Genomic DNA, 24,070 nt, shown 5'->3' on the forward strand with positions numbered 1-24,070 from the left:
ACGACGTTTAGCTTGCCAAGAGTCCAGCACAGTCTTCTCGCCCGGAGTGCGCGCATAACAAAAACACGCCAGCACTGAGTGCTGGCGTGCTTTACATGCTAAGTGCGAAGTAGGGGAGTGTAACTGTGCTACTCGCCCTTTTCAAAGCTCAGATGGTGCCCCTTCGCCTTAGGGAAGCGGCCGTGCACAAAGAAGTAGTAGATAGCGGCGATAACCACGAGGCCCGCGAGAATAAGATACATCGTGTCGAAGCCCGTTGCCGCAACGATGGGGCCCAGGCCGAATGGAGCCAGGCCAATGCCGAGGTCCATGAGCAGGAACATGGTGGAGATGCCCGCGCCCATTTGCGCGGCAGGCACCGAGCGCACGGAGATGGCTTGGCAGGCGGGGCTGAGGGTGCCGAAGCCCAAACCGGTGCAGGCGCCCGCGACCACCAGCATGACGTCATTGGTGGGGAAGCCCATGATCAGCAGGGCCACGACAAAGGCGGCCAGGCCGAGGTACATCACGGCATTATCACCCTTCTGGTCCTGGATGCGCCCCAAGACGAAGCGCATGATGAGCATCGTGACCGCATAGCCAATGAAGAACAGCCCTGCGCCGGTGGCCAGGTCTTCCTTGCGTGCGTAGGCGTTGAGATAGGTAACCACGCCGGAGTAGGCGATGCCGACTAGGAGCATGAATAGACCGATGGGAACCACGTTGGGGTGTACGGCATTGCGCAGCCTAAAGGCCGGCTTTTCGGAGGAAACCTCGGCCGGATAGCGCAGCACCAAGGCCAGGATCAGGGAAACGATATTTGCGCCAAGGGCGACTGCAAATAGCGTAGTGTAGCCGATGTTATTGGCCAAGAACAGGCCGATAGCTGGACCGAACGCGGTTGCCAGGGTAGTGCCCAAGGCGAAGTATCCGGTGCCTTCCGCACGGCGCTCGTGCGGGATAACGGACTGCGCTACCGCCATGAGTGCGGTAGAGGTCAAGGCATAGCCCGCGCCGTGCACCATTCGCACGATAATCAAGACCGCAACATTATGCGCAAAAAAGTACGCCACAGCTACAACTGTGACGAAGACCAGTGAAGTCAAGGCCGCCTTCTTGTGGCCCACGCGGTCCACGATCCAGCCGGAGAACACGCGCATGCACGTCGCGCCCAGAACAAAGGCACTGGAGGCGAAACCACCCACGGTATCCGATGCCCCGAAACTCTCTACCGCGTAGAGGGCCATGGTGGTTACGGACAGGTAGAAGACCAAGAACTGACAAAAATTAGCCACCCACGCGAGGACAAACGTAGGCGTAATCAGCGGCGGCTTAGCCGCTGCAGATTCTGTAGACGTCATATACTCACTCCAAATAACAAAAAGAAAATTCCCTCTCCACGCGCTGGCCATAAGGCCACGCATCGCAGATGAAGGAAATAGAAATTAAATTTTACGGAGAGGAACTATACGCCCCGCAGACTGCAAAGGTTAATTGAAAAGCTTTCCAGGCCCTTACCGACGCCGCCCGTACACGGGCGGCTACCGACAATCGCTACACTTTGAACTGGAAAATGCTACGCACTGGGTAGGTAGCGTTGACTTATTCGCGCTTAAGAAAAGTTCTTGAATCCTAGGCGCCGGCATAAGGATCACGGATACCCAAGTACTGCACCGAGGTATATTCTTCAATACCTTCGGCGCCGCCTTCGCGTCCTAAACCAGAGTGCTTGACGCCGCCGAATGGGGCAGCGGCATTGGAGATGACACCGGCATTGAATCCCATCAGCCCAAACTCGAGGCCGTCGGCAACGCGCCAGAGGCGATCGGAATCCTCCGTATATACATAGGAGGCAAGTCCGTAATCCGTATCGTTCGCAATCTCTAGCGCTTCCGATTCATCCTTGAAGGTTAGGATGGGCGCGACCGGTCCAAAAATTTCTTCCTGAGCGACGCGAGTTTCACGTGAAACATTGCTCAGGATAGTGGGCGCATAGAAGTGACCCGCGCCCTCGCCGCGGGTGCCGCCGGTGACAACGGTCGCACCCTTGTCCACCGCATCCTCAACCAAGGATGCAACATTGTCGAGTGCCTTAGCCTCAATCAGCGGACCACACGTCACACCTTCGTCCATGCCATTACCGACGACGAGTTTCTCAAACTCTGCTGCCAGCTTTTGCGTAAACTCCTCCGCCACGGACTCGTGCACCAAGAAGCGGTTGGCCGCAGTGCAGGCCTCGCCAATATTGCGCATCTTCGCGCCCATGGCTCCCGCAACCGCTTGGTCAATATCCGCATCCTCGAAAACAATGAACGGTGCATTACCGCCAAGCTCCATAGAGGTGCGCAAGACATTATCCGCGGCACCCTTAAGGAGGGTTTTGCCCACTGGGGTAGAACCGGTGAAGGAGAGCTTGCGCAAGCGGGCGTCGGCAAGCAAGGGCTCCGAAATGGCCGAAGCGGAGCTGCCGGAGACCACATTGAGCACGCCCTGTGGCAGGCCGGCATCGAGCATGGTTTGCGCGAAGTACTGCGCGGTGAGCGGCGTCAGCTTGGCCGGCTTCAGGACCATGGTGCAGCCCGCTGCAACGGCTGGGGCAACCTTTCGGGTGGCCATGGCGAGGGGGAAGTTCCATGGAGTAATCAATAGGCACGGGCCCACGGGCTTGCGGCGGGTAATCATGCGCAAGGTGCCTTCCGGGACAGGGGAGTAGCGGCCGTAAGCGCGCGTGGTTTCCTCACTAAACCACCGCAAGTATTCCGCACCATAGGTGACCTCACCTTGCGACTCAGCAAAGGGCTTTCCCATTTCAAGGGTCATCAGGGTGGCGAACTCATCGGCGCGCTCGTGTACCAATTCAAAGGCGCGGCGGAGTATATCGGCGCGCTCGCGCGGGGTGGTGCGCGCCCACTCATCTTGGACCGCACAGGCAGCATCGAGGGCAGCCACCGCATCATCAGAATCCGCTGACGACAGCGTGGCGATGGTCGCGCCCGTCGCCGGATTTTCTACGTCAAAGGTCTCGCCGGAAGACGCGTCGCGCCACTGTCCGCCAATCAAAAGCTGAGTGGGGACCTTCGCTAGTAGTTCCTTCTGGTCGATGCTCATATTCATCACCTTTCTCCATTGCGTGAATGCACCCCACAGTACCGCGATTCGTTAGCTGGCTTTATTGGTTCTGCGCCAAGCACAAGCGCTTAGGGGGAGAGGGTGAATATTTTTATCGATTACCTGACAGGCTATAGAAATGTAGGTTAGTATGACCGTTATGAAGAAGATGACTACTGCTTGGTGGTGGCGCGCGTAACCCGCGGGCCTTATTCCACATCCCATTTTTAGGCTCGCATTCTGCGGGCCTTTTGGCGTTTTAGTGCCTCTGCTCGCGGAAGCTTCCTATCCGTTTCCCCGTTCCCCACACCCATCGAAAGGGCACTGCAATGCCATACACCGCCACTCGCGACATCTCCTACGGCAGCGATGCGGCCGCAATCTTTGACGCCCTCGCACAACCGCACGACTCCCTACTTCTCGAAAGCGCGGACATTGAGACAAAGAAGAATCTCAATTGCCTCGCGGTCCTCAGGGCCGCCCTGAAAGTAACATGCCACGGCCAGAGGGTAGAGGTACGCGCGCTCACGGAGGCAGGGGAGACGCTCCTTCCTTCCCTCGAGGACCGGTTCCACCATCGCCTAGTTTCACGTGAAACTACCGCCGCGGTTTTCGAATTCTCGCTGTCCACACAGCCCGACGAGCGGGAGCGGCTTCTTGCCGAATCTACCGCCGATATTCTGCGGTTCCTGCAATTAGAAGCCAACTATTCCTCTCCAATATTGCCGTTCCTTGGGGGCGGATTCGCTTATGACTACCTCGCTACTTTTGAGGAACTCCCCGAGGTTAACCCCGGGGCCAACACCTACCCGGACTACGAATTCTTGGTAGCCCAAACGGTCCTCGCAGTGGACCACCTGCAAGGGACTGCGCACCTAGAAGGCTGGGACATCGACGACAAGCGCCTGCGGGAAGAGTTGGATTATCTTGCCTCACTGCCGGTGGCTGCTCGTTTCACGGCGCCGCAAAAGGAAAGGATCCGGGCGGTGGCCGATGTGGATGATGCAGGGTTTAGGGCGGACGTCGACAAGCTTAAAGGCAATATTCACGCCGGTGATATCTACCAAGTAGTGCCCGCGCGCGCCTTCACCGTGGAATGCCCCAACGCCCTGGCTGCCTACCGGGCACTGCGCGAGACCAACCCCTCGCCCTATATGTTCTACGTCCGCGGTGCCTCCTATGAGCTCTTCGGCGCCTCGCCGGAATCAAACCTCAAATTCACGCCAGAAGATAGGCAGGTCCAGCTCTATCCCATCGCGGGAACCCGGCCGCGCGGGCTCAACCCGGATGGCAGCATCAACCATGAACTGGATATCCGCAACGAGCTGGACATGCGTACAGACCAAAAAGAGGTTGCGGAACACACGATGCTGGTCGATCTAGCACGCAATGACCTCGCTCGCGTGGCCGTGCCCCGCAGCCGGCAGGTAGCAGAACTCCTGCACGTTGACCGCTACTCGCGGGTCATGCACTTGGTCTCCCGTGTCACGGCGACGCTCCACCCGGACTTCGATGCGCTCGATGCCTACCGTGCGTGCATGAATATGGGGACGCTTACGGGAGCACCCAAACTTCGCGCCACCGAACTGGTGCGCCGCACGGAGGGGAAGCGCCGCGGATCCTATGGCGGGGCGGTGGGGTACCTGCGCGGCGATGGAGCCATGGATAACTGCATCGTCATCCGCTCGGCCTACGTCCAGGACGGAACCGCAGTGGTGCAAGCCGGCGCCGGAGTGGTCAAGGATTCCGTGCCGCAAGCCGAGGCCGATGAAACGGTGCATAAGGCCTACGCCGTACTCCATGCCATCGCCATTGCACACGGAGCCGAGTTGGAGGTACAGCGATGAGCTCGCCGCATATTGTCCTGCTAGATAACCACGATTCTTTTGTCTACAACCTCGTCGATGCCCTTGCTGGGTTCGATACCACCGTGTTTCGCAATACCGTAGCGGTTCACGACGTGCTGCGCGCACAACCCGACATTATTGTGCTTTCCCCGGGCCCCGGTCATCCACGGGACGCCGGCTGCATGATGGAACTTATCGACGCCACCCTAGGCACCACCCCGATCCTTGGCGTATGCCTCGGCTTCCAAGCACTACTCGAGCACCACGGCGGTTCGGTCGAACCGTGCGGCCCCGTGCACGGGAAGTCCATCCCGATGACCCTGACCGAGGCCGGCGTTATGCACCCCGTCTTTCAGGGCCTTGCCACCGATACTGAGCCGGACCAACCGGGTCACCTTGGTACGCAAGTTCCGGTGGCGCGCTATCACTCGCTTGGATGTACGGACCTCCCTCGGGGGATGCGTTGTCTCGCGCGTACGTCCACGGACATCGGAGAGGTAGCCATGGCGGCCGAAACGGACGACGGTAGGGCCTTCGGCGTGCAGTTCCACCCTGAGTCCATCCTCACTCCCCGCGGCCCCCTCATGCTTGAGCGTTGCGTTAATCAACTATTTATGCACACCACTATGGATATGGAGCACTAAAAATGAATCACGCACCCCTGCGTACCTTGCAAGCCTTCCTGAATAACTCTCAGCCCACCATGGAAGAAGCCATGGAGGTATTTACCCCCTTGGCTGTGGGCGACTACGACGATATTCATATCGCGGCGCTGCTTACCCATATTCGCACCCGCGGCGAGACCTTCGCAGACATTGCCGGCGCGGCCAAAGCTTTCTTGAAAGTGGGCTATCCATTCCCCATCACTGGAAAAGGACTCATGGATTCGGCCGGCACTGGTGGCGATGGCGCGAATACTATCAATATCACTACGGGCGCCTCCCTCATTGCCGCCGCCGGGGGAGTGAGGATGATCAAGCATGGCAACCGCTCGGTCTCTTCTAAGTCCGGATCGGCCGATGTCCTCGAAGCCCTGAATATTCCACTGGACCTAGACGCTGCCCGAGCAGTGCGCCAATTTAAAGCTTCCAACTTCACGTTCCTATTCGCCCCAGCCTACAACCCAGCGGTCGCCCACGTACAACCGGTGCGCAAGGCGCTAGGTATCCCCACCATCTTCAATACACTAGGACCCCTCCTGTCCCCAGGACGCCCGTCACTGCAAATTATGGGCATCGCAAACCCAGCCCAAGGCCAACTCATCGCGGAAGTCTTTCGAGAGCTCGGCCGAGAGCGCGCCTTGGTCGTCCATGGTGCTGGAACGGATGAGATCGCTACCCACGGCACGACACAGGTCTGGGAGCTCAAGGACGGCGAGATTGCCTCTTACGAGCTCACTCCGGAAGACCTCGGCATCAAGCGCCACGAGCTGACGGACCTTGCAGGCGGCGACGGCGCCGCGAATGCCCAAGCCCTCCGTGCGGTTTTTGCCGGCCGTGGCGAGCCCGCCCATTGTGACGCCATTGCCGCCACCGCCGGCGCGATATTTTACCTCAACGGGACCACGGAGACTATCGCAGCGGGAGTCACTCACGCCAAGGAACTGATCAGCAGCGGCACTGTTGAAGAATGGCTCACCCTTCACGAGAGCGCCAACTATGCAATAGGGGAGGAGAGCTAATGTCAGAGAATACTTTACCCACGGTGCTCGAGGAGATCGTCACCCAGCGCCGCACTCACCTGCCTGCACTCCGGGAGCGCCTGTCCCACGTGGACCTGGCTAGCGTGCCACGCTCGGAGCGTTCGCTTGCCGACGCCCTCCGTGGCACCAACCGCTTCATCATGGAGTGCAAGTCTGCCTCGCCGTCCCTTGGCAAAATTCGCGAGGACTATCGCCCGGGCGATATTGCCCGGATCTACTCTCGCTATGCCTCCGCCATCTCGGTGTTGTGCGAGCCCGATCGTTTTGGCGGCGACTACGACCACTTGCAGACCGTCGCGCTATCCACCCATGTGCCGGTGCTGTGCAAGGACTTTATTGTCGATCCCATCCAGGTATATGCCGCGCGCTATTACGGCGCCGATGCCATCTTGCTCATGATGTCTATCGTGGACGATGACACCTACGGTGAGCTCAAAGCACTGGCGGACGAACTCTGCCTAGACGTCTTGACTGAAGCCATCACCGAGGACGAAGTGGATCGCGCAGTGAAATTTGGCGTCGATATCATCGGCATTAACAACCGCAACCTCCACGATCTCAGCATCGACCTGGGCCGCACCGAACGCCTAGCCCGCCATGTTCCAGACGGAAAGGTGATCGTTTCCGAATCTGGAATCCGCGATAATGCCACCGTCCGCCGGTTAGGAGCCCACGCTCATGCTTTCCTTGTAGGCTCCCAGCTCACCTCCCAGGAGGACATCGATCGGGCGGCGCGCGACCTCGTCTATGGTGCCAATAAAGTATGCGGCCTTACTACCGCCTCTTCCGCACAAGCAGCCCGCGCTGCTGGCGCCCGCTACGGGGGACTCATCTTCGCACCAGGTTCGCCCCGCAGTGTTTCACGTGAAACCGCACAAAGCATCATTTCCGCAGAACCAGAGCTGGAGTACGTAGCCGTGACGCGGTCTACGGATTTGGAGACACTAGGAAGCGTAGCCAGGATTCCCGGCCTCAAAGTTCTCCAGCTTCACGCCCCATTCCAAGGTAGTAGGGAAGCAGAGCTGGAATTCCTTCACAATGTTCGCGGCATCGCTGACGGTCTTAAGCTTTGGCGGGCCATCGACATGAATAACCCTGACTTCGCGGCCTTGACACCGAACCTAGTACCAGAGGTAGAGGCTCTTGTCCTCGACTCCGGCAGTGGCGGGACCGGAACCGCTTTTGAATGGCAGACGATTCCCCCTGAAGGGAAGGAAAAATCCCTCCTCGCCGGAGGACTCCGGCTAGACAACCTAGAAGAGGCACTGTCAATCGGCACGATGGGACTCGACCTCAATTCGGGTCTGGAATATACACCTGGAGGCAAGGACTCCTCGTTAATCGCCGAAGCTTTTAACACCATCCGGAACTACACACACCCATAGAAGGAAAAATACGATGACAGTTTCACGTGAAACGCTACTACCGGCATACTTTGGCGAATTCGGCGGACAGTTCGTCCCCGAATCCCTCATCCCAGCACTCGTCCAACTTGAGAAGGCTTTTGTCGACGCACAAAAGGACCCCACTTTTCACACAGAGCTAAGCGCGCTATTGCGTGACTATCTCGGCCGTCCCACACCAGTTACAGAGGCGAGAAACCTCGGGGGCAAAGCGCGCATCTTCCTCAAGCGGGAAGACCTCGTCCACGGTGGAGCACACAAGACGAACCAGGTACTTGGCCAAGCACTGCTAGCTAAGCGGATGGGGAAGACACGCATTATTGCCGAGACCGGAGCTGGCCAGCACGGTACCGCTACCGCACTTGCTTGCGCATTACTGGATCTCGAGTGCGTGGTCTATATGGGCGCGAAAGATGTGGCCCGACAGCAGCCAAACGTATTCCGTATGGAGCTGATGGGTGCAAAGGTCGTCGCCGTCGACACCGGATCCGGAACTCTCAAGGACGCGGTGAATGAAGCCCTCCGTGATTGGACCGCCACCTTCCATGAATCCCACTATCTCCTCGGTACCGCGGCCGGACCGCATCCGTTCCCAACCATCGTCCGAGAGTTTCACAAGGTCATCTCTGAAGAGGCTAAGGCCCAGATGCTTGAGCGCACCGGTGGACTACCAGATGTAGTCGTGGCTTGCGTCGGAGGCGGCTCTAATGCAATCGGTATGTTCGCAGACTTTATTGAGGAAGAGGAAGTGGAACTCGTCGGCGCCGAACCTGGCGGCGAAGGTCTAGACTCCGGCAAGCACGGTGCCACCATCAACAACGGTACGGTTGGCATCCTCCACGGCGCACGCAGCTACCTGATGCGCAACGCAGACGGCCAAGTGGAGGAATCCTATTCGATTTCCGCCGGACTCGACTACCCAGGTGTAGGACCACAGCACGCACACTTACACGCCAGTGGCCGTGCACAGTATGTCGGCATTACTGACGCCGAAGCACTCGAAGCATTCCAGCTTCTATCCACAAAAGAAGGAATCATTCCTGCCCTCGAATCCTCCCATGCGTTGGCCTACGCGTTAAAGCGTAAGGACGAGGACATCACCATCTTGGTTTCCCTTTCCGGTCGCGGCGATAAAGATATCGACCACGTTCGCCACACCCTTGAGACCCACCCAAAATTTGAACTCCAGGAGAAGAACTAATGAGCACCCGATACGAAGACCTATTCCGCTCACTGCGCAACAGAGGGGAGGGCGCATTCGTCCCATTCCTCATGTTGGGCGATCCCACCCCAGAGCACACGCTAGCCATCGTGCGAACCGTCGTCACGGCCGGAGCCGATGCATTGGAGTTAGGTATTCCATTTTCTGACCCAGTGGCCGACGGCCCCACCATTCAGGCCTCCCACCTTCGCGCGCTCGACGGAGGTGCCACCGTAGATTCCGCCTTGAAACAGGTAAGAACAATTCGCGCGGAATTTCCCGAGCTCCCCATCGGCATGCTCATCTACGGCAATGTGGCGTTCACTCGCGGTTTCGACCGGTTCTACGCCGAGTTTGCAGAAGCGGGTGCGGATAGCATTTTGCTTCCCGACGTCCCCGTTCGCGAAGGTGCTCCATTCATCACCGCAGCAGAAAAGGCCGGTATTGATCCAATTTTTATTGCCCCGGCCCGCGCGACTGCACACACCCTCGAGGGCGTCGCTCAAAGCTCGCGGGGATATATCTACGCGGTTTCACGCGATGGAGTTACCGGTGCCGAAAAGCAATCAGAAACAATTGGCCTCGAAGAAGTCGTCGCTAACATCAAAAGATTCGACGGACCTCCGGTACTGCTCGGGTTCGGCATTTCCGAGCCTGAACACGTGCGCGATGCCGTAGCCGCTGGGGCAGCGGGGGCCATTACAGGATCCGCAATTACCAAGATTATTGATCGCCACGTTTCACGTGAAACAGACGCGGAAGGAAAAATTGTGGAAGGAACCTCAGGACACATATCCGATGCGAAAGCCTTGCACAAAGAACTCGCCGAGTACGTAACTCGCATGAAGGCGGCAACTAAGAAGTAGTCCTGAAGACACGAAGAACCCTCCTCAGCTCTCGGCAGCTGAGGAGGGTTCGCTATAAAAAGCCTCTACGCGGTTGCTTCTGCAGATTCCTCTTCGGTGTGGTCCTTCTTGGAGCCCGCGAACTTGTCCACGATCATCGCAATTGCGCCGTCGCCAGTAACGTTGGCAGCAGTGCCGACGGAGTCAATTGCGATGTAGGCCGCAATCATCAGCGCCACCATGCCATCGTCAAAGCCCATCATGTCCGCCAGTAGTCCAGCTGCGACCATGACGGCGCCGCCTGGCACACCTGGTGCTGCAATCATCATGATTCCCAGCAAGAAGATGAAGCCAAGTCCGGTGCTCAAACTAATATCCAGGTCCGCCATGTACACAATGGCAAAAGCATAAAGCGTCAGCTTAATCATGGAGCCGGAGAGGTGAATGGTGGCACACAGAGGAATAACAAAATTTGCCACCGGCTTCGAGATGCCATTCTTCAGCGTCGACTCCAAAGACACCGGAATAGTCGCGGCCGAAGAGGAGGTTCCCAGTGCGGTGAAATAAGCCGGCAGCATATTGCGTAGTGCTTTGAAAGGATTCTTGCCGGTAATTGCACCAGCGATAATGTACTGAAGCACCAGGTAAACCAGAGTCATGACAACTGCCAGAATGAGGACCTTGGCGAAGGCCGAAAGCACTGAACCCAAATTGCCATTCATGCCCAGGCCCAAGAACATACCGAAGATATAGAACGGCAGAATTGGCACTACAAAGCCCCAAATGACCTTGACTACTACGCTCTCCAATTCCTTTGTCACCGCATACAAGGTATCGGACTTCACTGTAGTCATCGCTACACCGATGCAGAATGACAACAAGAGAGCCGTCATAACCTCAAAAGGCGGCGCCATTTCCACCTCGAAGTACGGAGTAAGTGCGCCCTCATCAATATCGGAGACATTTGTAATCAGATCCTGACCGCTGAGCATGGTGGGGTAGAGCCAGTGCGCAAGTACGTAGGCAAGAAGACCCGCAACAATCGTTGAGCCGTAGGCAATGCCTGCAGTAACACCCAGCCATTTTCCGGCTCCCCGCCCCAGAGCAGCAATCGACGGGGCGATAAGCGCGAAGATGAGGACCGGAATAAAGAAATTGAGGAAGTTACTAAAGAGTCCATTGAAGGTGGCGAATACGCGGCCAAACCATTCGGGCGCGAATTGGCTCACCACCACGCCAAGGATGATGGCGACGATGATGCGGAATAATAGGGATTCCGAGAGTTTCTTGAGATTCATGTACTTACATTCAAATTGGGTGTTTCGCCCCTTGGTAAAGGTTCCAGGGTGAAACAGCGCGGTATAGAGGCAATAGTCGATTCAATATCTATCGATCGACCTTAAAGGCATACTACCCGACAGAAGACTTAGCCAGAACACTCACCCCAGCCACGATTTTTATCCTGGCGCTACAAGGTTAAACTGAATACATGATCGCTGTGGGAATCATCTTTTTAATCCTCGCCGTCTTCCTCATCATCGTGGGAGCCTTGGCCTCGACCAAGCGCCTGCCTGGAAATAGTTATATCGGTTTACGCCTGCAGGAAATCCGCAAATCCCGCGAAGCATGGGACAATGCCCATCGCGTCGCCGGGCCATTCTGGATCCTTAGCGGTGTCTGTCTAGTTTTTGGCGGCATCGTCGCGCTCCGCTCTCAAGGCTGGATGTGGCTCATCCCGGTTCTTACCTTTGTGGCCGCTGTTCTAGCCCTCTCCATCGGTTCTAATCTCGGCTCACGTGCCGCGTTCCTCTACGAACAAGCACACGCGGATGAGGAGGGTTGTGGAGAATCCTGTAATTGTGGTTCCGACGGTTGCGGTGGGGAAGAGGCCTCCGCAGCATCCGCCCCCCAGGTTGATGTCGACGCACTCCGTCACGCCGCTCGCGAATCCGACAGGTAACCACGCACCGCTGCGCAATCTACCCCTTCTGGAGAAAGATTCATCTTCCGTCCAGAAGGGGAATTTTTGTAGCTATACCTTTCGTAGTGAGTTATCGCTACACACTTCCGGTTAGTCACAGTGACTTTATTAATTAGGACAGCTGTTTGCCCGTTTTTAGTAACTGTCAATATTTTAATCCAAACCACGGTCTGGAATTAACCCATACTTGAATAACTCTATAGTTGATTCACTGCACCATTGCGATTCCTGCGAGAGAGGGTAGAGGTTACGTAAAGCTGCCATGAAACCCTGACAGGCAAGAGCACAACCAGCCCCCTGAAGGGCAGAATATAGTGCATGAAGAAAAGTACCGCCCTGGCGGCCATCGCCGCTTCAACTTTTGTCATCGGCACGTACGCCGAGCAAGACCACAAGGCAACGACGTCCGTAGCAGAAGCGCAAGAACAGCAATCTGCTCAGAGCATCGTAGATGATTTAGGAATTGACTCCGGCACCTATGAGCTAGTCGCTACCTCCAATGGCTCTCCGGAAACGTGGGAGGGGCTCCTAGCTGACTAACTTCAGAGTTTCACGTGAAACTTTAATTCCAACCGGACAAACGGGAACGGCACAATACGCAAGACCAACGGGCTAGAGTAGAAGCATGATCAAGTGCTCCCGTCGAATGTTCTTACTTGGAACCGCCACCACATTTGCAGGCGCCTACGCCGCGGCCTGTGGCTCCTCTCCGTCCGCAGAAATTGCGGCTACCGAGATTCCGATTGGCTCTGCGAAGATTGTTGATGGCGTAATCTTCACCCAGCCCAAGGAAGGCGAGTTTAAGGCCTACTCCCAAACTTGCCCCCACCAACACAATCCAATCACCGAGATTGATGGCATGACGGCCACTTGCACGGCACACAACACTTCCTACAATCTCAGCGATGGAAGCGCAATCTCCGGCCCGGGGCGCGATCCATTGGAAGAATACGAAGTTAAACAAGACGGCTCTAACGTCACCACGGCCTAAAGTGCATTTCCCGTGTGGTTTCACGTGAAACTACACGGGTTGTGTTTTCTTGGCCCGAGCATCTGCAGCATGTGATGACGAATAGGGTTTAAACTCTTAGCATGCTGCAGCGTTTGAAAAAGCCCGACCCGCTTATCGTCCTCATTATCCTGGCGGTCATCATTGCGATCATTGCACCAGCCCGCGGGAGCTTTGCCGACATATTCGGCCAATTAACAAACGTGGCCATCGCGCTACTCTTCTTCTTGTATGGCGCGAGGCTTTCCACTCAAGAAGCCCTCAACGGACTAAAACACTGGCGGCTACACCTCACAATTCTCGCTTTCACCTTTGTGGTTTACCCGCTTATAGGCATAGCTCTGCGCCCACTCACCGCTGTCATATCGCACGACATGTACCTGGGCATCTTATTCCTCACGCTGGTCCCATCCACGGTGCAATCTTCGGTTGCCTTCACCTCAATCGCGAAAGGAAACGTGGCGGGCGCAATCGTATCGGCTTCTGCCTCAAACTTGGTGGGAGTAATCATCACCCCATTGCTCGTCATGCTCTTGATGGGAACTGGGGGAGGAGTTCACATCGATACGTCAGTATTCGGCGAAATCGCCCTTCTATTGTTGGCGCCATTTGTTTTAGGTCAGCTAACTCGACGCTGGGTGGGGAAGACTGCGCAAAGCAAGGCCACTAAGGTCGTGGACCGCGGATCAATCGCGATGGTGGTATATTCCGCTTTTTCCAAGGGTGTGGTGGACGGAATTTGGTCCTCGATTTCCCTGTGGGATCTGGCGTTCCTAGTCGTCTTCGCCGCGATCTTCGTCGCCTTCATGCTGTGGCTAACCAGAAGGGCAAGCCAAAAGATGGGATTCAACCGCGCCGATACCATCGCAATCGAGTTCTGCGGATCGAAAAAGTCATTAGCCACGGGGCTACCCATGGCCTCGGTCATCTTTGCTTCTGGCGGCGCATCCCTTGGCCTACTAATCCTCCCGTTGATGATTTACCACCAGGTTCAGCTGATGATGTGCTCATGGCTAGCGGCCCGTTACGCGCAGCACCCCGACACGTAACTACACTTAAGTGCCATGACGAATTACCTTTACGTACGAACCGAACTGAATGTGCCCGGAGTGGGCTCAGCAATTCACATGGCGGAAATGGAAGAGCGCGATGCCCGCAGCTGCCGCATGGTGCGCATGATTGCGCTGGATCCCTCGGATGCCATCGTCGGGGTAGCAACACCAACTAGTTCCACGGGAAACGTAGATCAACCGCAAGAGGTTGTCCCTCACCCGGATACCTATGATGATTTTCCGGACATTAGCGCGCAGTACGTGGACCAGTCTCGGTTCGACGCCCTGTGGTCCGAAGCCACCGCCAAGTTCGGCCTATAAGAGTCGCAAGGGCTAAAACACTACGTTGACGAGGAGCATATAGAAGGCGGTTCCTCCGAAGATGGACAGCGCAGACTCCCGCTTCCACAGGTGAAGCAGAAAGGTAACCACCACACCAAGGAGAGCCGCCCAGATACCACCGGGGGCGCTGGACTGCCCGTGGACGGTATACACGACCAAGATGGTCATCACACCGACGGGCATCATCATGCCGAGCAAGGAAAAGAACTGACTATCCTTCATCCATTTCACAAAGGAGAAAGGAAGTTGGCGTAGTACAACGGTAATGAGACCGACGGGAACTAGGACGGCCGCGATGGAAGCAAGGGTGACTCCAGCGGGCATTAGCACTCCTCCCAGAGTCGCTTAAGGTCGCCTCGCCTACGCAAGGTAAAAGCCGCATCGACGCGTGGAGATAGGTACCGAATAATCAACAGGATGAAGTAGGCGCTGAGAGCCACCATGAGAAGTTGACCAGGGACGAAGGCAGCGGCGAGGATCCCCACCATCGCGGCGCTCAAAGACAATGAGAAGTCCTGGTTATTGCGGAAGGAATCCATCGCCAGCACGACGAAGAGCGCCACTAGGGCGAATTCCATGCCCTGCACGGTAGAGGGAATCACCTGGCCGGCGAGAGCACCGACAATGCCACCGCCTACCCACAGAGCCTGACAAAAAATTTGGATGGTGAGGATCCGGGCCCCGGTCGGGCGGTCATGGGTGGGGAGGGAGGAGACGATGGCATATGTTTCGTCGGTAAGCGCATAGGTGGAATAAGCCCTGCCCAGGCGCGAGTTAATGCGGTGGCGAGGAAAAGTAAGACCATAGAAAATATGGCGGAAGTTCACCATGAAACCGGTGACCAGGGAGGCCACGGCTGTGGCGCCGCCGGTGACCATGGAAATGGCCAGGAACTCCATAGAGCCGGCGTAGATGACGATGGAGAAAATAGGCGTCCACCACCAACTGAAGCCGGATTGGACCATGAGCAGGCCGAAGGCAAGGCCGAGGGGAATGAGGCCGATGGCGGCGGCCCAGGTATCCCGCACACCTTGTGAAATATCCTCACGCATGCGGGCTAGTTTAGCCCACTGCCTGCAGCGCGATAGGAATTAATTGTCTTCCACGTTGACAGGGTAGGTGGAGTACAGCGGCAACGGCATGGGTTGGCGCTTCATAACATCGGACCAGAGGTCGGCCGGGCCCGGCGTAATAACGTCTTGGGCTAGGGCAGGGGAGACGAACCATTCGCCGGCCTCGATTTCCTCCTCGAGCTGGCCCGGGCCCCACTCGGCGTAGCCGGCAAACATGCGCATGCCCGAGACCAAGGGCTCTATCTCTTCTGGCTCCGCGCGCAGATCCACATGCGCGAGGCGCGGGGCGAGGCGGGTGAGGCGATCGTGCTTGTCCGGATCGACGCCCTGGTTGGTTTGCGCGAGTCCTACGACGGATTGCTGATTGAGCGGGCCGCCGATGTACAGCGCCTGCGGCTTGGCCACAACGGGAAGCCATTCCGGCAGCACATTGAAAATCGCCACCTCGGAGCGCTTGGTCAGATCCACGCCGAAGGTCATCATGTCATTGTGCTCAATAACGAGAATGACGGAACGGGCGAATTCCGGCGAAAGCATCCCCGGAGCGGCGATGAGCAGCTGGCCGGGGGCGGGGTCATTGCGCTCGAGGGCGTTGAATAATCTATCGGCAAACATCACTGTTTAGAATCCCACCACTCACGCAACTTCGCAATCGCTTCCTCGCGCTCGAGGGGGCCATGCTCGAGGCGCAGCTCCTTGAGATAGGACCATGCCTGGCCCACCTCAGGGCCGGGCTGGAGCCCTAAGATCTCCATGATCTCGTTGCCGTCGAGGTCTGGACGCACGCGCGCCAGGTCCTCCTTGCGGCCGATCTCTTCGATGCGCTCTTCCAGCTGATCGTAGGTGCGCTGGAGGCGGCGGGCCTTCTTGGCATTGCGGGTGGTGCAATCGGCGCGCACCAGCTTGTGCAGGCGGGGAAGAAGCTTGCCGGCGTCGGTGACATAGCGACGCACGGCGGAATCAGTCCACTGATTTTCCCCAAACCCGTGGAAGCGCATGTGTAGGTACACCAGCTGGCCGATGGACTCCGTGGTGGCCTTCGGGTACTTCAACTTGCGCAGGCGCTTGCGGGCGAGCTTGGCGCCCACCACCTCGTGGTGGTGGAAGGAGACCTTGCCATCGGTGTTATCAAAGGTATCCGGCTTGCCAATATCGTGCAGCAGCGCCGCCCAGCGCAGGACAAGATCAGGCCCATCTTCCTCTTGATCCATGGCCTGGCTCAGCACCTTGAGCGAGTGCGCATAGACGTCCTTGTGCTGCGCGTGTTCGTCCGCGGTCATGCGTAGCGCGGGGATCTCCGGGAAGATATAATCCGCGATTCCCGTAGATACCAGAAGATCAATGCCATCCCACGGGGCCGTGCCGCAGATGAGCTTATCCAGCTCCACCTGCACGCGCTCCACGGTGATGCGCTGGATCTCGCCAGCCATATCCCGCATGGCCTCCACAACGCGATCCGCCACGCGGAATTCCAACTGGGAGGCGAAACGAGCCGCACGCAGCATGCGGAGCGGATCATCGTGGAAGGAGATCTCCGGCTTATCCGGGGTATCGAGCACCCGGTCAGCCACGTCTTGGAGGCCGTGGAGGGGATCGTGGAACTTAAAGGAGGCGTCGGCAAGCAGCTCAATGGCCATCGCATTGACCTTGAAGTCGCGCCGGACTAGATCGCCTTCCAAGGTGTCGCCGTAAACCACCTCAGGATTGCGGGACTGGCCATCATAAGAATCGGAGCGGAAGGTAGTGATCTCAATCTGCTGGCCCTTGTAGGCCGCGGAGACGGTACCGAAGTCTATGCCGGTATCCCACACGGTTTCGGCCCACTCATCGAGAATCTCCTTGACCACCTCGGGGCGGGCCGGGGTAGTAAAGTCCAGGTCATTTCCCAAGCGGCCCAAAAGCGCATCGCGCACAGAGCCGCCCACGAGGTAGAGCGGGTAGCCGCGCGCGGCAAATTTCTCCACCAGTCCACCCAGCAGGCTGCTGAGGGAGGAGACGGTGGATTCCGCGCGGGCAAGAACGCCGATTAGCTGAGTGTCCTGAAAATTCACGGGTGAGAGTCTACTACGATTGGCAGGGATGACTAACCAAGAACAGGGCCCCTCCAAGGGAGGCGGCCGCAACCGCAACCGGTCCCGGCGCAGGCGGCGCCGCCGGCCGGATAATCGCGCGCGCCGCACCACTCAGCAGCGCAAGCCCTACCGCGGTGGCAATGGCCAATCCACGGCCATGGAAACCCGCGATGAAACCTCCGCGGGTGGCCTCGTTGTCTCCGGCTTGGCGGAGTGCGTCGATGCCACTGGCAATGTCGACCTTTCTCGGCTCTATGTGGCGCTCATTGGCCGCCTCGACCGCCGCGGGCGCCTGCTGTGGTCCATGCCCAAGGGCCACGTGGAAAATGGCGAGGCCAAGGAGGTCACCGCTGAACGCGAGGTATGGGAAGAAACCGGCATTTCTGGTGAGGTTTTTGCGGACCTCGGCATGATTGATTACTGGTTCGTCTCTGATGGCGTGCGCATCCATAAGACCGTGCACCACCACTTGCTGCGTTTTGTAGACGGCATTATGAACGATGAGGATCCAGAGGTCACCGAGGTCTCGTGGATCCCCGTCTCTGAACTCATCGAGCACTTGGCCTACGCCGATGAGCGCAAGCTGGCGCGCATCGCGCATGATCTCCTTCCCGATCTCGCACGAAAGGAAGCCGCGGCGGGGAAAGTGACGCCACGGTAATGCGCCAACGCCTGAAGTCTTGGGCCGCCGTGGGCGGCTGCATGGCGGTAGCGGGGTGGGGCTTGTGCCTGCCGCTACCAGCAGCCGCCGCGCAGATGGACTCGGCCGCCGAAAATCAGCAGGATATCCAGGCATGGTTGGGCGCGCGCGGGCCGGAGCGGGCCACTCTTGATCTCCTTACGGCCGAGCCCTTTTCCGTGGGCAAGGACCTGAAACTGACCTTCCGGCTGCACAATCCCACCGATGAAGCCATGGAGGATCTCCAGCTCACGAGCCGCCGCGGCGATGCTGTGCAGGACACCGCGCAGGCCCGCACGCAGCTGGCCACCGGCGAATTCCCGTATTACGGTCCGAGCACTACCACCGCACCCCTGCAGCCAGGCGAATCCCGGGAGGTCACCTTCCAGGTTCCCACCTCCCTGCACGAGGAGCAGACCCTGGCCATCGAAGAGCCTGGCTCCTATCCGCTGCTGTTTACCCTCACCGGCACCGTAGGCGGCGAGGCGGTCAGCTTTGCGGAGGAGCGCCTCGTAGGCCAGGTAAAGGGGAAGGAGCAGGCGCTTGGCGATGCCCCCTCGGACCCCACACCCCACGATCTCACCGTGATCTATCCCATCAGCGCCGATATCGACTCGGTACCAGGCGGCACTGGGGGAGAGGACCTTATCCTCTCCTCTGATGAGCTGGCCGGTGAGCTGGCGGAGGGCGGCAGGCTCGATCGCTTGGTCAGCACGTATGCCGACCACGACCTGCGTGGGGCAGGCTGCGTAGCCATCGATCCCGCCCTCTTGGACACGGTCAACCGCATGGCGGAGGGCTATAAGGTGGGGCCGGCCCGCCTACCTCAAGCCGAGCGACCTAAGCGCCTACGCGATTCGTGGTTCACTAACGATGACGATGTGCACCTCGAACCCGGCAGTGGAAAAGAGGACGCTGCCCGCTGGCTCAAGCGTCTGCGCGAGCTCGATTGCTTTATGTCTATGCCGTGGGCGAACGCCAATGCTTCCTCCGTGGCCAAGGCAAATAATCCCTTCCTTACTTATGAGGGGCTACAACGCGGCAATCACACCATCGAGCGAATTCTCGGTGCCAAGCCGGCCACCACCGTGCTCGCGGTCGGCTCCGGCTATGTGGATCAGCAGCTGCCCCTGCCCGCGTTGGTGGCGGATAATACTTCGTGGCCTGGCCGCGCCGTGACTTTCGACGCCTCCCTGGGCGCCCTCCTCGCCCAAACCGGCTCCAAACCACAGACGGTGGGCTATTCCAACCCAGAGCTGCGCTACGATTACTCGCTCGATTCCGATCTTTCTCGTGCCATCACCGGCGGCGCCGCACTGAGCTTGGCCGCAAGCGATGACACCGTGGCGCGCTTGCCCAATTACTTGGATCCCAGCGCGGCCGAGTACGCACTCGACTCTGCCGAGGCACTCATCGCTTCCGGTAAGTCCCATCCGCGCACCGTCGGCAGCCTGAAGCAGGAGACCGCAGAGCCCGGTTCACTGCCCGGCAGCCCCTTTAGCGATCCCGCCGCCTTTGCCGAATCCGATATCGTCCGCGTGGAGCAGCAGGCCCGCTATACCGACGAGCTGATGAATATCATGGTCGACGATCCCGATATCGCGCTCACTCGCTATGAATTTGTCTTGCCTTTGCGCAGGGATCTGCTCGCCGCCCTCTCGCTGACCAACCGCGATAGCTTGGGAAGCAATGCAGAGGCGCAGCGCCGATTCACTCACACGATGGATGTGCATTCCGATACACTGCGGGACCTGCGTTCTTCTGTAGCGCTTATCCCACCGGGCAATGTCTATACCCGCGTATCCGAGTCATCGCCGCTGCTCATCGTGGCAGAAAATGGCCTGCCACTACCGGTGGAGGCCAAGCTGCAATACGATGCTCCCGATGGCGCGCGCCTCAACACGCCCAAGAGCGTCCGTATTCCGGCGAAGGGCTCTATTACTGTATCCATGACCGCCGATATGCCTAAGGACGTCGATCGCACGGACATTGGCCTGTGGCTTGCCACCCCAGAAAAGCAAACCATCTCCGAGCCCATCAATATCGCTGTGCAGACGCGTGCCGGTATCGTAAGCGTGTATGGCGTCGGCATAGCCGGCGCCCTTGCGCTGGTCTTAGCCACGCTCTTCCGGCTAGGCCGCCATCGGCGCAAAAAATCACAAAGGCTTAAAAAGTAAGTTGAAGTTGTATCCTCTATGACTGATAAGACTGGCCGCGAGGCCGAACACGTGGAGAAGTCACCTGCGGGTGTAGTTGACCCAAAGGATGCCGCCGCGCCGGCAGAGCACCCCGCCCCGGCGGGTGCCCGCGGCCGCATCGTCCAGGCCTCTCCTCCCGCTCCGGTACCAGAAAAGCGCCCCACCCCAGCGGTGAAGGACACCGCCGTTCCTCCCGAGGAGGATAAGTCCGCGCTCACTGGACGCAACGCGGACAACGAATCATCCAATCAGGATGTCATCCGCGCAACAGGCACGATGGCCATCGCGACGCTGCTATCCCGCATCACTGGCTTCTTGCGCCAGATGCTCATCGGTGCCACGCTCGGCGCCACGGTGGGCACCGCGTTTAGTAGCGCCAACCAGATCCCTAACCTCGTCACCGAGATCGTTTTGGGTGCGGTACTGACCTCTCTGGTTGTGCCCGTCCTCGTGCGCGCCGAAAAAGAAGACACGGACCGCGGCGAGACCTTTGTCCGGCGGCTATTTACCCTGGCCTTTTCCATCCTGGGCATAGTCACCATCGCCTCCGTGGTGCTCGCACCCTTCTTAACCAGGATGATGCTGCCGGAAGATTCCAAGGCCAATGCCGTGCAGGCAACTTCCTTGGCCTTCTTGCTGCTGCCGCAGATTCTTTTCTACGGCCTCTTCGCCCTCTTCCAGGCCGTCCTCAATACCAAGAATATCTTTGGTCCGGGCGCCTGGGCACCGGTGATCAATAACTTCATCTCCATTGGCGTGCTGCTGGCTTATCGCTTCCTGCCCGGCCAACTAGACCCGCATGAGCCCACGCCAGTGGCCGATCCCCACGTCATGCTCTTGGGCTTGGGCACCACCACAGCAGTGATGGTGCAGTGCCTCATCCTATTGCCGTATCTGAAAAAGGCCGGCATTAACCTGCGCCCCAAGTGGGGCTTGGATGCGCGCATCAAGCAATTCGGCGGCATGGCTTTGGCCATCATTACTTATGTGGCCATCTCCCAGCTGGGCTACGTGGTCACCTCCCGCGTGGCCGCCTATGCGGATGCCGGCGCCCCGCTGGTCTATCAGAATGCTTGGCTCATGCTGCAGGTGCCTTATGGCGTTATCGGTGTGACGCTCCTGACGGCGATTATGCCGCGCCTGTCCCGCAACGCCGCCGACGGCGATGTTGATGCCGTGGTCCGCGATCTCACCCTGGGCTCCAAGCTGACCTTCATCGCGCTTATCCCCATCGTCATCTTCATGACCGGCTTCGGCGTACCTATCGCCCGCGCCCTCTTCCAATACGGCGCCTACGGCGCCGACAGCGCCGAGCAACTCGGCCTGACCATCAGCTTCTCCGCCTTCACACTCATCCCGTATGCCTTGGTGCTGCTGCACCTGCGCGTATTCTATGCCCGCGAGGAAGCCTGGACGCCTACCTTCATCATCGCCGGCATCACGCTGACCAAGATCGTCCTCACGCTCTTGGCACCATTGATGACGTCCAACCCGGACCGCGTGGTGATTCTGCTCGGTACGGCCAATGGCTTTGGCTTCGTCTCCGGTGCGGTCATTGGCGGCTTCCTGCTCAAGCGCAAGCTCGGCAGCCTCGGCGGCAAAGCCGTCACCCAAACCGTGCTGTGGGCTTCCGGTGCCGGCCTGGTGGGCTTGGTCGTCTCCTGGGTGCTGTACTGGGGCGTGAATTACCTCCTTCCGGAGAATTTGCCGTCCATCGTCTCGCTGATCAAGGTCGCGGTGCTCGGTGTCATATTCCTCATCGCCACCGGCCTGGTGCTGTCCAAATCCTCCTTGCCGGAGGTGCAGAACTTGGCGCGCGCCCTGCAGCGCATCCCGGGCATGTCCCGCTTCATCAAGGTCGATTCCTCCAAGGCCATCGAGCTGGAGGAGCCCGACGTGCCGGAAATCCGGCCGGTATTTACCCAGGACGCCTTCAATGCCACCCTGGTGCCGCCGCCAATGTCCGCGGGCATCGTCCGCGGCCCACGCCTGGTCCCAGGCGCCCCGGTTTCGGATGGCCGCTTCCGCCTGCTACAGGATCACGGTGCGGTCACTGGTGCGCAGTTCTGGCAGGCACGCGAACAGTCCACCGGCCGACTGGTCGCCTTGACGTTCGTCGATACCAATAGCCTGGCGCCGATTGCGCCATCGACTCCGGGAGTTGCCGCCCGCCGCTCCGCAGAGATTTCGCGCAATACCCGCCGCCTTGCCGAGCTGGAGCTCGATACCGTGGCGGATAATATCCAGGTTCTGTCTTATCGCACTGGCTGCCTGGTAGTGGCGGATTGGTTCGAGGGCACCTCCCTCAAGCAGGTAGCGGAGGCAGATAACCTCGATCCCCATTCCGTGGCACGAGCTACTGCGCCGCTATTTGCTGATGCCGCTGCTGCCCACGACGCCGGCCTCACCCTCGGCGTGGAGCACCGCGACCGTTTCCGCGTCTCTACCGATGGCGTGGTCAAGGTTGCCTTCCCCGCCGTGCTGGACGGCACCTCCGCAGCCACCGACCGCGAGGCTTTGAGCTCCGCCCTCGAGCTGCTGGTGGAGTCCACGGAACCTTCGCCGAAGAAACTGCGCGATATTTCTGAGGACGCCAATCTCCCCGCAGACGAGGCCGCCCAGCGCATCGAAGATGCGCACTTTGCCCTCGATAGTGCCGATGAGGACAGCCGCGAGGAAAAGATGGAGGAGCTGCAGGAGGCACAGGCGCTAACCTTGGCCGGCATCGCCCAGCGCCTGCACGACTTCGCACCGGATGAACCAGAAGAAACACCCGAGGCCCTGCCGGTGAAGGCACAGGTAGAACCGGATCAAGAGGATGACCCCGCGCAAGAACCCGGCTTTGGCGGCCGCGGCTATTCCGGTTCCGGCGTCATCGTCATCGGCATCTTTGCCACGATCTTCGTCGTAGCAATGGCCGCGCTCACCACCTGGATCATGTCCTTGCTCAGCAATGTGGAGGCATCCAACCCGGTCAGCGAGACCATCCACGGCAGCACGGACATTCCGGATACCCCGCCGGTGCGTCTCCAGCCTTCCTCTGCGGTTACCGTCCCTGATAACAAGGACAACGCAGCGCTTATCGACGGCAAAACGGCCACCACGTGGTCCACCACCGAGGAGGACACCGGCGTCCTCGTCACCTTGGATACGCCAACGCACCTAGCGGTCCTGCCGGTGGTGCAGTCCAACTCCACTGGGGCGCGGTACGCCGTCTATGGCGTAAACCAGGACAGCTTCAATCCGGAGAACCCACAAGCTGGCTCCCTGCACCAACTGGCCAGGGGCAAGTTCGAAAGCGGCAAGGAAGATATCGAGCTGGAGGAAACCACCGAGCAATTCGATGGGATCCTCTTCATGCTCACCGAGCTGCCCAAGTCCGATAAGGCAACCATCGCAGACATTGGTCTCGTCGGGCAGCCCTAGGCGCAACCCACACGGCCGAATCGAGGAACACGACCTTCGATTCGGCCTTCTTTTTTAAATTCTTCCCAATCACACTTCTGTGACCTGCACGTTTACAAAGTTTTTACTTCACGTGTTGACTATTTAGAAGTGGTGCGTACACTGTGGGGTGTA

20 protein-coding genes and 1 pseudogene are annotated in these 24,070 nt (G+C 58.7%); 14 read left to right on the forward strand and 7 right to left on the reverse strand.

Going from position 1 to position 24,070, the window contains the following annotated elements; genetic code table 11:
* Positions 1-128: 128 nt before the first annotated feature.
* Positions 129-1,340 (reverse strand): MFS transporter, encoded by a 1,212-nt coding sequence (locus QP965_RS07070; protein WP_284844524.1) that lies wholly within the window; start codon positions 1,338-1,340, stop codon positions 129-131.
* A gap of 271 nt (positions 1,341-1,611) precedes the next feature.
* Positions 1,612-3,093: an NAD-dependent succinate-semialdehyde dehydrogenase gene (locus tag QP965_RS07075; RefSeq protein ID WP_502869251.1), complete on the reverse strand. Its 1,482-nt coding sequence runs from the start codon at positions 3,091-3,093 to the stop codon at positions 1,612-1,614.
* 323 nt (positions 3,094-3,416) lie between these two features.
* On the opposite strand from QP965_RS07075, the gene QP965_RS07080 reads away from it, so the two are divergent.
* Genes QP965_RS07080 through trpA form a run of 6 tightly spaced genes read left to right on the forward strand, consistent with a single transcriptional unit; the run spans position 3,417 to position 10,106 of the window.
* Entirely contained in the window at positions 3,417-4,934 is a 1,518-nt protein-coding gene (locus QP965_RS07080; protein ID WP_284844522.1) for an anthranilate synthase component 1, read from the forward strand.
* On the forward strand, positions 4,931-5,578 hold the full coding sequence (locus QP965_RS07085) for an anthranilate synthase component II (protein WP_239278996.1): 648 nt from the start codon (positions 4,931-4,933) through the stop codon (positions 5,576-5,578). The genes QP965_RS07080 and QP965_RS07085 overlap by 4 nt, the downstream gene beginning before the upstream one ends.
* A gap of 2 nt (positions 5,579-5,580) precedes the next feature.
* Complete coding sequence (gene trpD, locus QP965_RS07090) at positions 5,581-6,615, forward strand: anthranilate phosphoribosyltransferase (protein WP_284844521.1); 1,035 nt, start codon at positions 5,581-5,583, stop codon at positions 6,613-6,615.
* Complete coding sequence (trpCF, locus tag QP965_RS07095) at positions 6,615-8,021, forward strand: bifunctional indole-3-glycerol-phosphate synthase TrpC/phosphoribosylanthranilate isomerase TrpF (protein ID WP_284844520.1); 1,407 nt, start codon at positions 6,615-6,617, stop codon at positions 8,019-8,021. Before trpD ends, trpCF begins: the two co-directional genes overlap by 1 nt.
* A 13-nt stretch (positions 8,022-8,034) precedes the next feature.
* Positions 8,035-9,240 (forward strand): tryptophan synthase subunit beta, encoded by a 1,206-nt coding sequence (gene trpB, locus QP965_RS07100; protein ID WP_284844519.1) that lies wholly within the window; start codon positions 8,035-8,037, stop codon positions 9,238-9,240.
* The gene (gene trpA, locus QP965_RS07105; RefSeq protein WP_284844518.1) at positions 9,240-10,106 is read left to right on the forward strand and encodes a tryptophan synthase subunit alpha; all 867 of its coding nucleotides are present in this window, start codon (positions 9,240-9,242) and stop codon (positions 10,104-10,106) included. Before trpB ends, trpA begins: the two co-directional genes overlap by 1 nt.
* A 65-nt stretch (positions 10,107-10,171) precedes the next feature.
* Here the strand turns inward: trpA and QP965_RS07110 are convergent, their stop codons facing one another.
* On the reverse strand, positions 10,172-11,383 hold the full coding sequence (locus QP965_RS07110; RefSeq protein WP_284844517.1) for a dicarboxylate/amino acid:cation symporter: 1,212 nt from the start codon (positions 11,381-11,383) through the stop codon (positions 10,172-10,174).
* A 191-nt stretch (positions 11,384-11,574) separates the two neighbouring features.
* On the opposite strand from QP965_RS07110, the gene QP965_RS07115 reads away from it, so the two are divergent.
* From QP965_RS07115 to QP965_RS07135, 5 genes are all read left to right on the forward strand, one after another.
* Entirely contained in the window at positions 11,575-12,045 is a 471-nt protein-coding gene (locus tag QP965_RS07115; protein ID WP_284844516.1) for an SdpI family protein, read from the forward strand.
* Positions 12,046-12,384: 339 nt separating this feature from the next.
* Positions 12,385-12,606 (forward strand): hypothetical protein, encoded by a 222-nt coding sequence (locus QP965_RS07120; protein WP_284844515.1) that lies wholly within the window; start codon positions 12,385-12,387, stop codon positions 12,604-12,606.
* 85 nt (positions 12,607-12,691) lie between these two features.
* Positions 12,692-13,057, forward strand: a complete 366-nt coding sequence (locus QP965_RS07125) for a Rieske (2Fe-2S) protein (RefSeq protein ID WP_284844514.1) — start codon at positions 12,692-12,694, stop codon at positions 13,055-13,057.
* A 101-nt stretch (positions 13,058-13,158) separates the two neighbouring features.
* Positions 13,159-14,124, forward strand: coding sequence for a bile acid:sodium symporter family protein (locus QP965_RS07130; protein WP_284844513.1), 966 nt, complete (start codon positions 13,159-13,161; stop codon positions 14,122-14,124).
* Positions 14,125-14,139: 15 nt separating this feature from the next.
* Positions 14,140-14,448 (forward strand): hypothetical protein, encoded by a 309-nt coding sequence (locus tag QP965_RS07135; RefSeq protein ID WP_239278990.1) that lies wholly within the window; start codon positions 14,140-14,142, stop codon positions 14,446-14,448.
* A 12-nt stretch (positions 14,449-14,460) separates the two neighbouring features.
* On the opposite strand, the gene QP965_RS07140 is transcribed toward QP965_RS07135, so the two are convergent.
* The 4 genes from QP965_RS07140 to QP965_RS07155 are packed head-to-tail and all read right to left on the reverse strand — an operon-like array spanning position 14,461 to position 17,593.
* The gene (locus QP965_RS07140) at positions 14,461-14,793 is read right to left on the reverse strand and encodes a branched-chain amino acid transporter permease (RefSeq protein ID WP_284844512.1); all 333 of its coding nucleotides are present in this window, start codon (positions 14,791-14,793) and stop codon (positions 14,461-14,463) included.
* Positions 14,793-15,521 carry an AzlC family ABC transporter permease gene (locus QP965_RS07145; protein ID WP_284844511.1) on the reverse strand — a complete coding sequence of 243 codons (729 nt, stop codon included), beginning with the start codon at positions 15,519-15,521 and terminating at the stop codon, positions 14,793-14,795. Before QP965_RS07145 ends, QP965_RS07140 begins: the two co-directional genes overlap by 1 nt.
* A 39-nt stretch (positions 15,522-15,560) precedes the next feature.
* The gene (locus QP965_RS07150; RefSeq protein WP_005325866.1) at positions 15,561-16,157 is read right to left on the reverse strand and encodes a YqgE/AlgH family protein; all 597 of its coding nucleotides are present in this window, start codon (positions 16,155-16,157) and stop codon (positions 15,561-15,563) included.
* Positions 16,157-17,593 (reverse strand): CCA tRNA nucleotidyltransferase, encoded by a 1,437-nt coding sequence (locus QP965_RS07155; RefSeq protein WP_284844510.1) that lies wholly within the window; start codon positions 17,591-17,593, stop codon positions 16,157-16,159. Before QP965_RS07155 ends, QP965_RS07150 begins: the two co-directional genes overlap by 1 nt.
* 178 nt (positions 17,594-17,771) lie before the next feature.
* Between QP965_RS07155 and QP965_RS07160 the strand changes: the two are divergent.
* From QP965_RS07160 to murJ, 3 genes and pseudogenes are all read left to right on the forward strand, one after another.
* Positions 17,772-18,275, forward strand: a pseudogene (locus tag QP965_RS07160) (NUDIX hydrolase); the annotation flags it as partial.
* Positions 18,275-20,470, forward strand: coding sequence for a DUF6049 family protein (locus QP965_RS07165; RefSeq protein WP_284844509.1), 2,196 nt, complete (start codon positions 18,275-18,277; stop codon positions 20,468-20,470). The pseudogene QP965_RS07160 and the gene QP965_RS07165, both read left to right, overlap by 1 nt.
* 18 nt (positions 20,471-20,488) lie before the next feature.
* Positions 20,489-23,917, forward strand: a complete 3,429-nt coding sequence (gene murJ, locus QP965_RS07170) for a murein biosynthesis integral membrane protein MurJ (protein WP_284844508.1) — start codon at positions 20,489-20,491, stop codon at positions 23,915-23,917.
* Positions 23,918-24,070 lie beyond the last annotated feature (153 nt).

The organism is Corynebacterium sp. MSK074 (genome assembly GCF_030229735.1).
Classification (GTDB): Bacteria; Actinomycetota; Actinomycetes; order Mycobacteriales; family Mycobacteriaceae; genus Corynebacterium.

Excerpts from the sequence above, each read along its gene's own strand:
- QP965_RS07085 (WP_239278996.1), top strand. The coding sequence starts at position 4,931 with ATGAGCTCGCCGCATATTGTCCTGCTAGATAACCACGATTCTTTTGTC.
- QP965_RS07075 (WP_502869251.1), bottom strand. The coding sequence starts at position 3,093 with ATGAATATGAGCATCGACCAGAAGGAACTACTAGCGAAGGTCCCCACT.
- QP965_RS07120 (WP_284844515.1), top strand. The coding sequence starts at position 12,385 with ATGAAGAAAAGTACCGCCCTGGCGGCCATCGCCGCTTCAACTTTTGTC.
- QP965_RS07165 (WP_284844509.1), top strand. The coding sequence starts at position 18,275 with ATGCGCCAACGCCTGAAGTCTTGGGCCGCCGTGGGCGGCTGCATGGCG.
- murJ (WP_284844508.1), top strand. The coding sequence starts at position 20,489 with ATGACTGATAAGACTGGCCGCGAGGCCGAACACGTGGAGAAGTCACCT.
- QP965_RS07150 (WP_005325866.1), bottom strand. The coding sequence starts at position 16,157 with ATGTTTGCCGATAGATTATTCAACGCCCTCGAGCGCAATGACCCCGCC.
- QP965_RS07115 (WP_284844516.1), top strand. The coding sequence starts at position 11,575 with ATGATCGCTGTGGGAATCATCTTTTTAATCCTCGCCGTCTTCCTCATC.
- QP965_RS07125 (WP_284844514.1), top strand. The coding sequence starts at position 12,692 with ATGATCAAGTGCTCCCGTCGAATGTTCTTACTTGGAACCGCCACCACA.
- QP965_RS07140 (WP_284844512.1), bottom strand. The coding sequence starts at position 14,793 with ATGCCCGCTGGAGTCACCCTTGCTTCCATCGCGGCCGTCCTAGTTCCC.
- QP965_RS07135 (WP_239278990.1), top strand. The coding sequence starts at position 14,140 with ATGACGAATTACCTTTACGTACGAACCGAACTGAATGTGCCCGGAGTG.
- trpA (WP_284844518.1), top strand. The coding sequence starts at position 9,240 with ATGAGCACCCGATACGAAGACCTATTCCGCTCACTGCGCAACAGAGGG.
- QP965_RS07080 (WP_284844522.1), top strand. The coding sequence starts at position 3,417 with ATGCCATACACCGCCACTCGCGACATCTCCTACGGCAGCGATGCGGCC.
- QP965_RS07110 (WP_284844517.1), bottom strand. The coding sequence starts at position 11,383 with ATGAATCTCAAGAAACTCTCGGAATCCCTATTATTCCGCATCATCGTC.
- trpCF (WP_284844520.1), top strand. The coding sequence starts at position 6,615 with ATGTCAGAGAATACTTTACCCACGGTGCTCGAGGAGATCGTCACCCAG.
- QP965_RS07145 (WP_284844511.1), bottom strand. The coding sequence starts at position 15,521 with ATGCGTGAGGATATTTCACAAGGTGTGCGGGATACCTGGGCCGCCGCC.
- trpD (WP_284844521.1), top strand. The coding sequence starts at position 5,581 with ATGAATCACGCACCCCTGCGTACCTTGCAAGCCTTCCTGAATAACTCT.
- trpB (WP_284844519.1), top strand. The coding sequence starts at position 8,035 with ATGACAGTTTCACGTGAAACGCTACTACCGGCATACTTTGGCGAATTC.
- QP965_RS07130 (WP_284844513.1), top strand. The coding sequence starts at position 13,159 with ATGCTGCAGCGTTTGAAAAAGCCCGACCCGCTTATCGTCCTCATTATC.
- QP965_RS07070 (WP_284844524.1), bottom strand. The coding sequence starts at position 1,340 with ATGACGTCTACAGAATCTGCAGCGGCTAAGCCGCCGCTGATTACGCCT.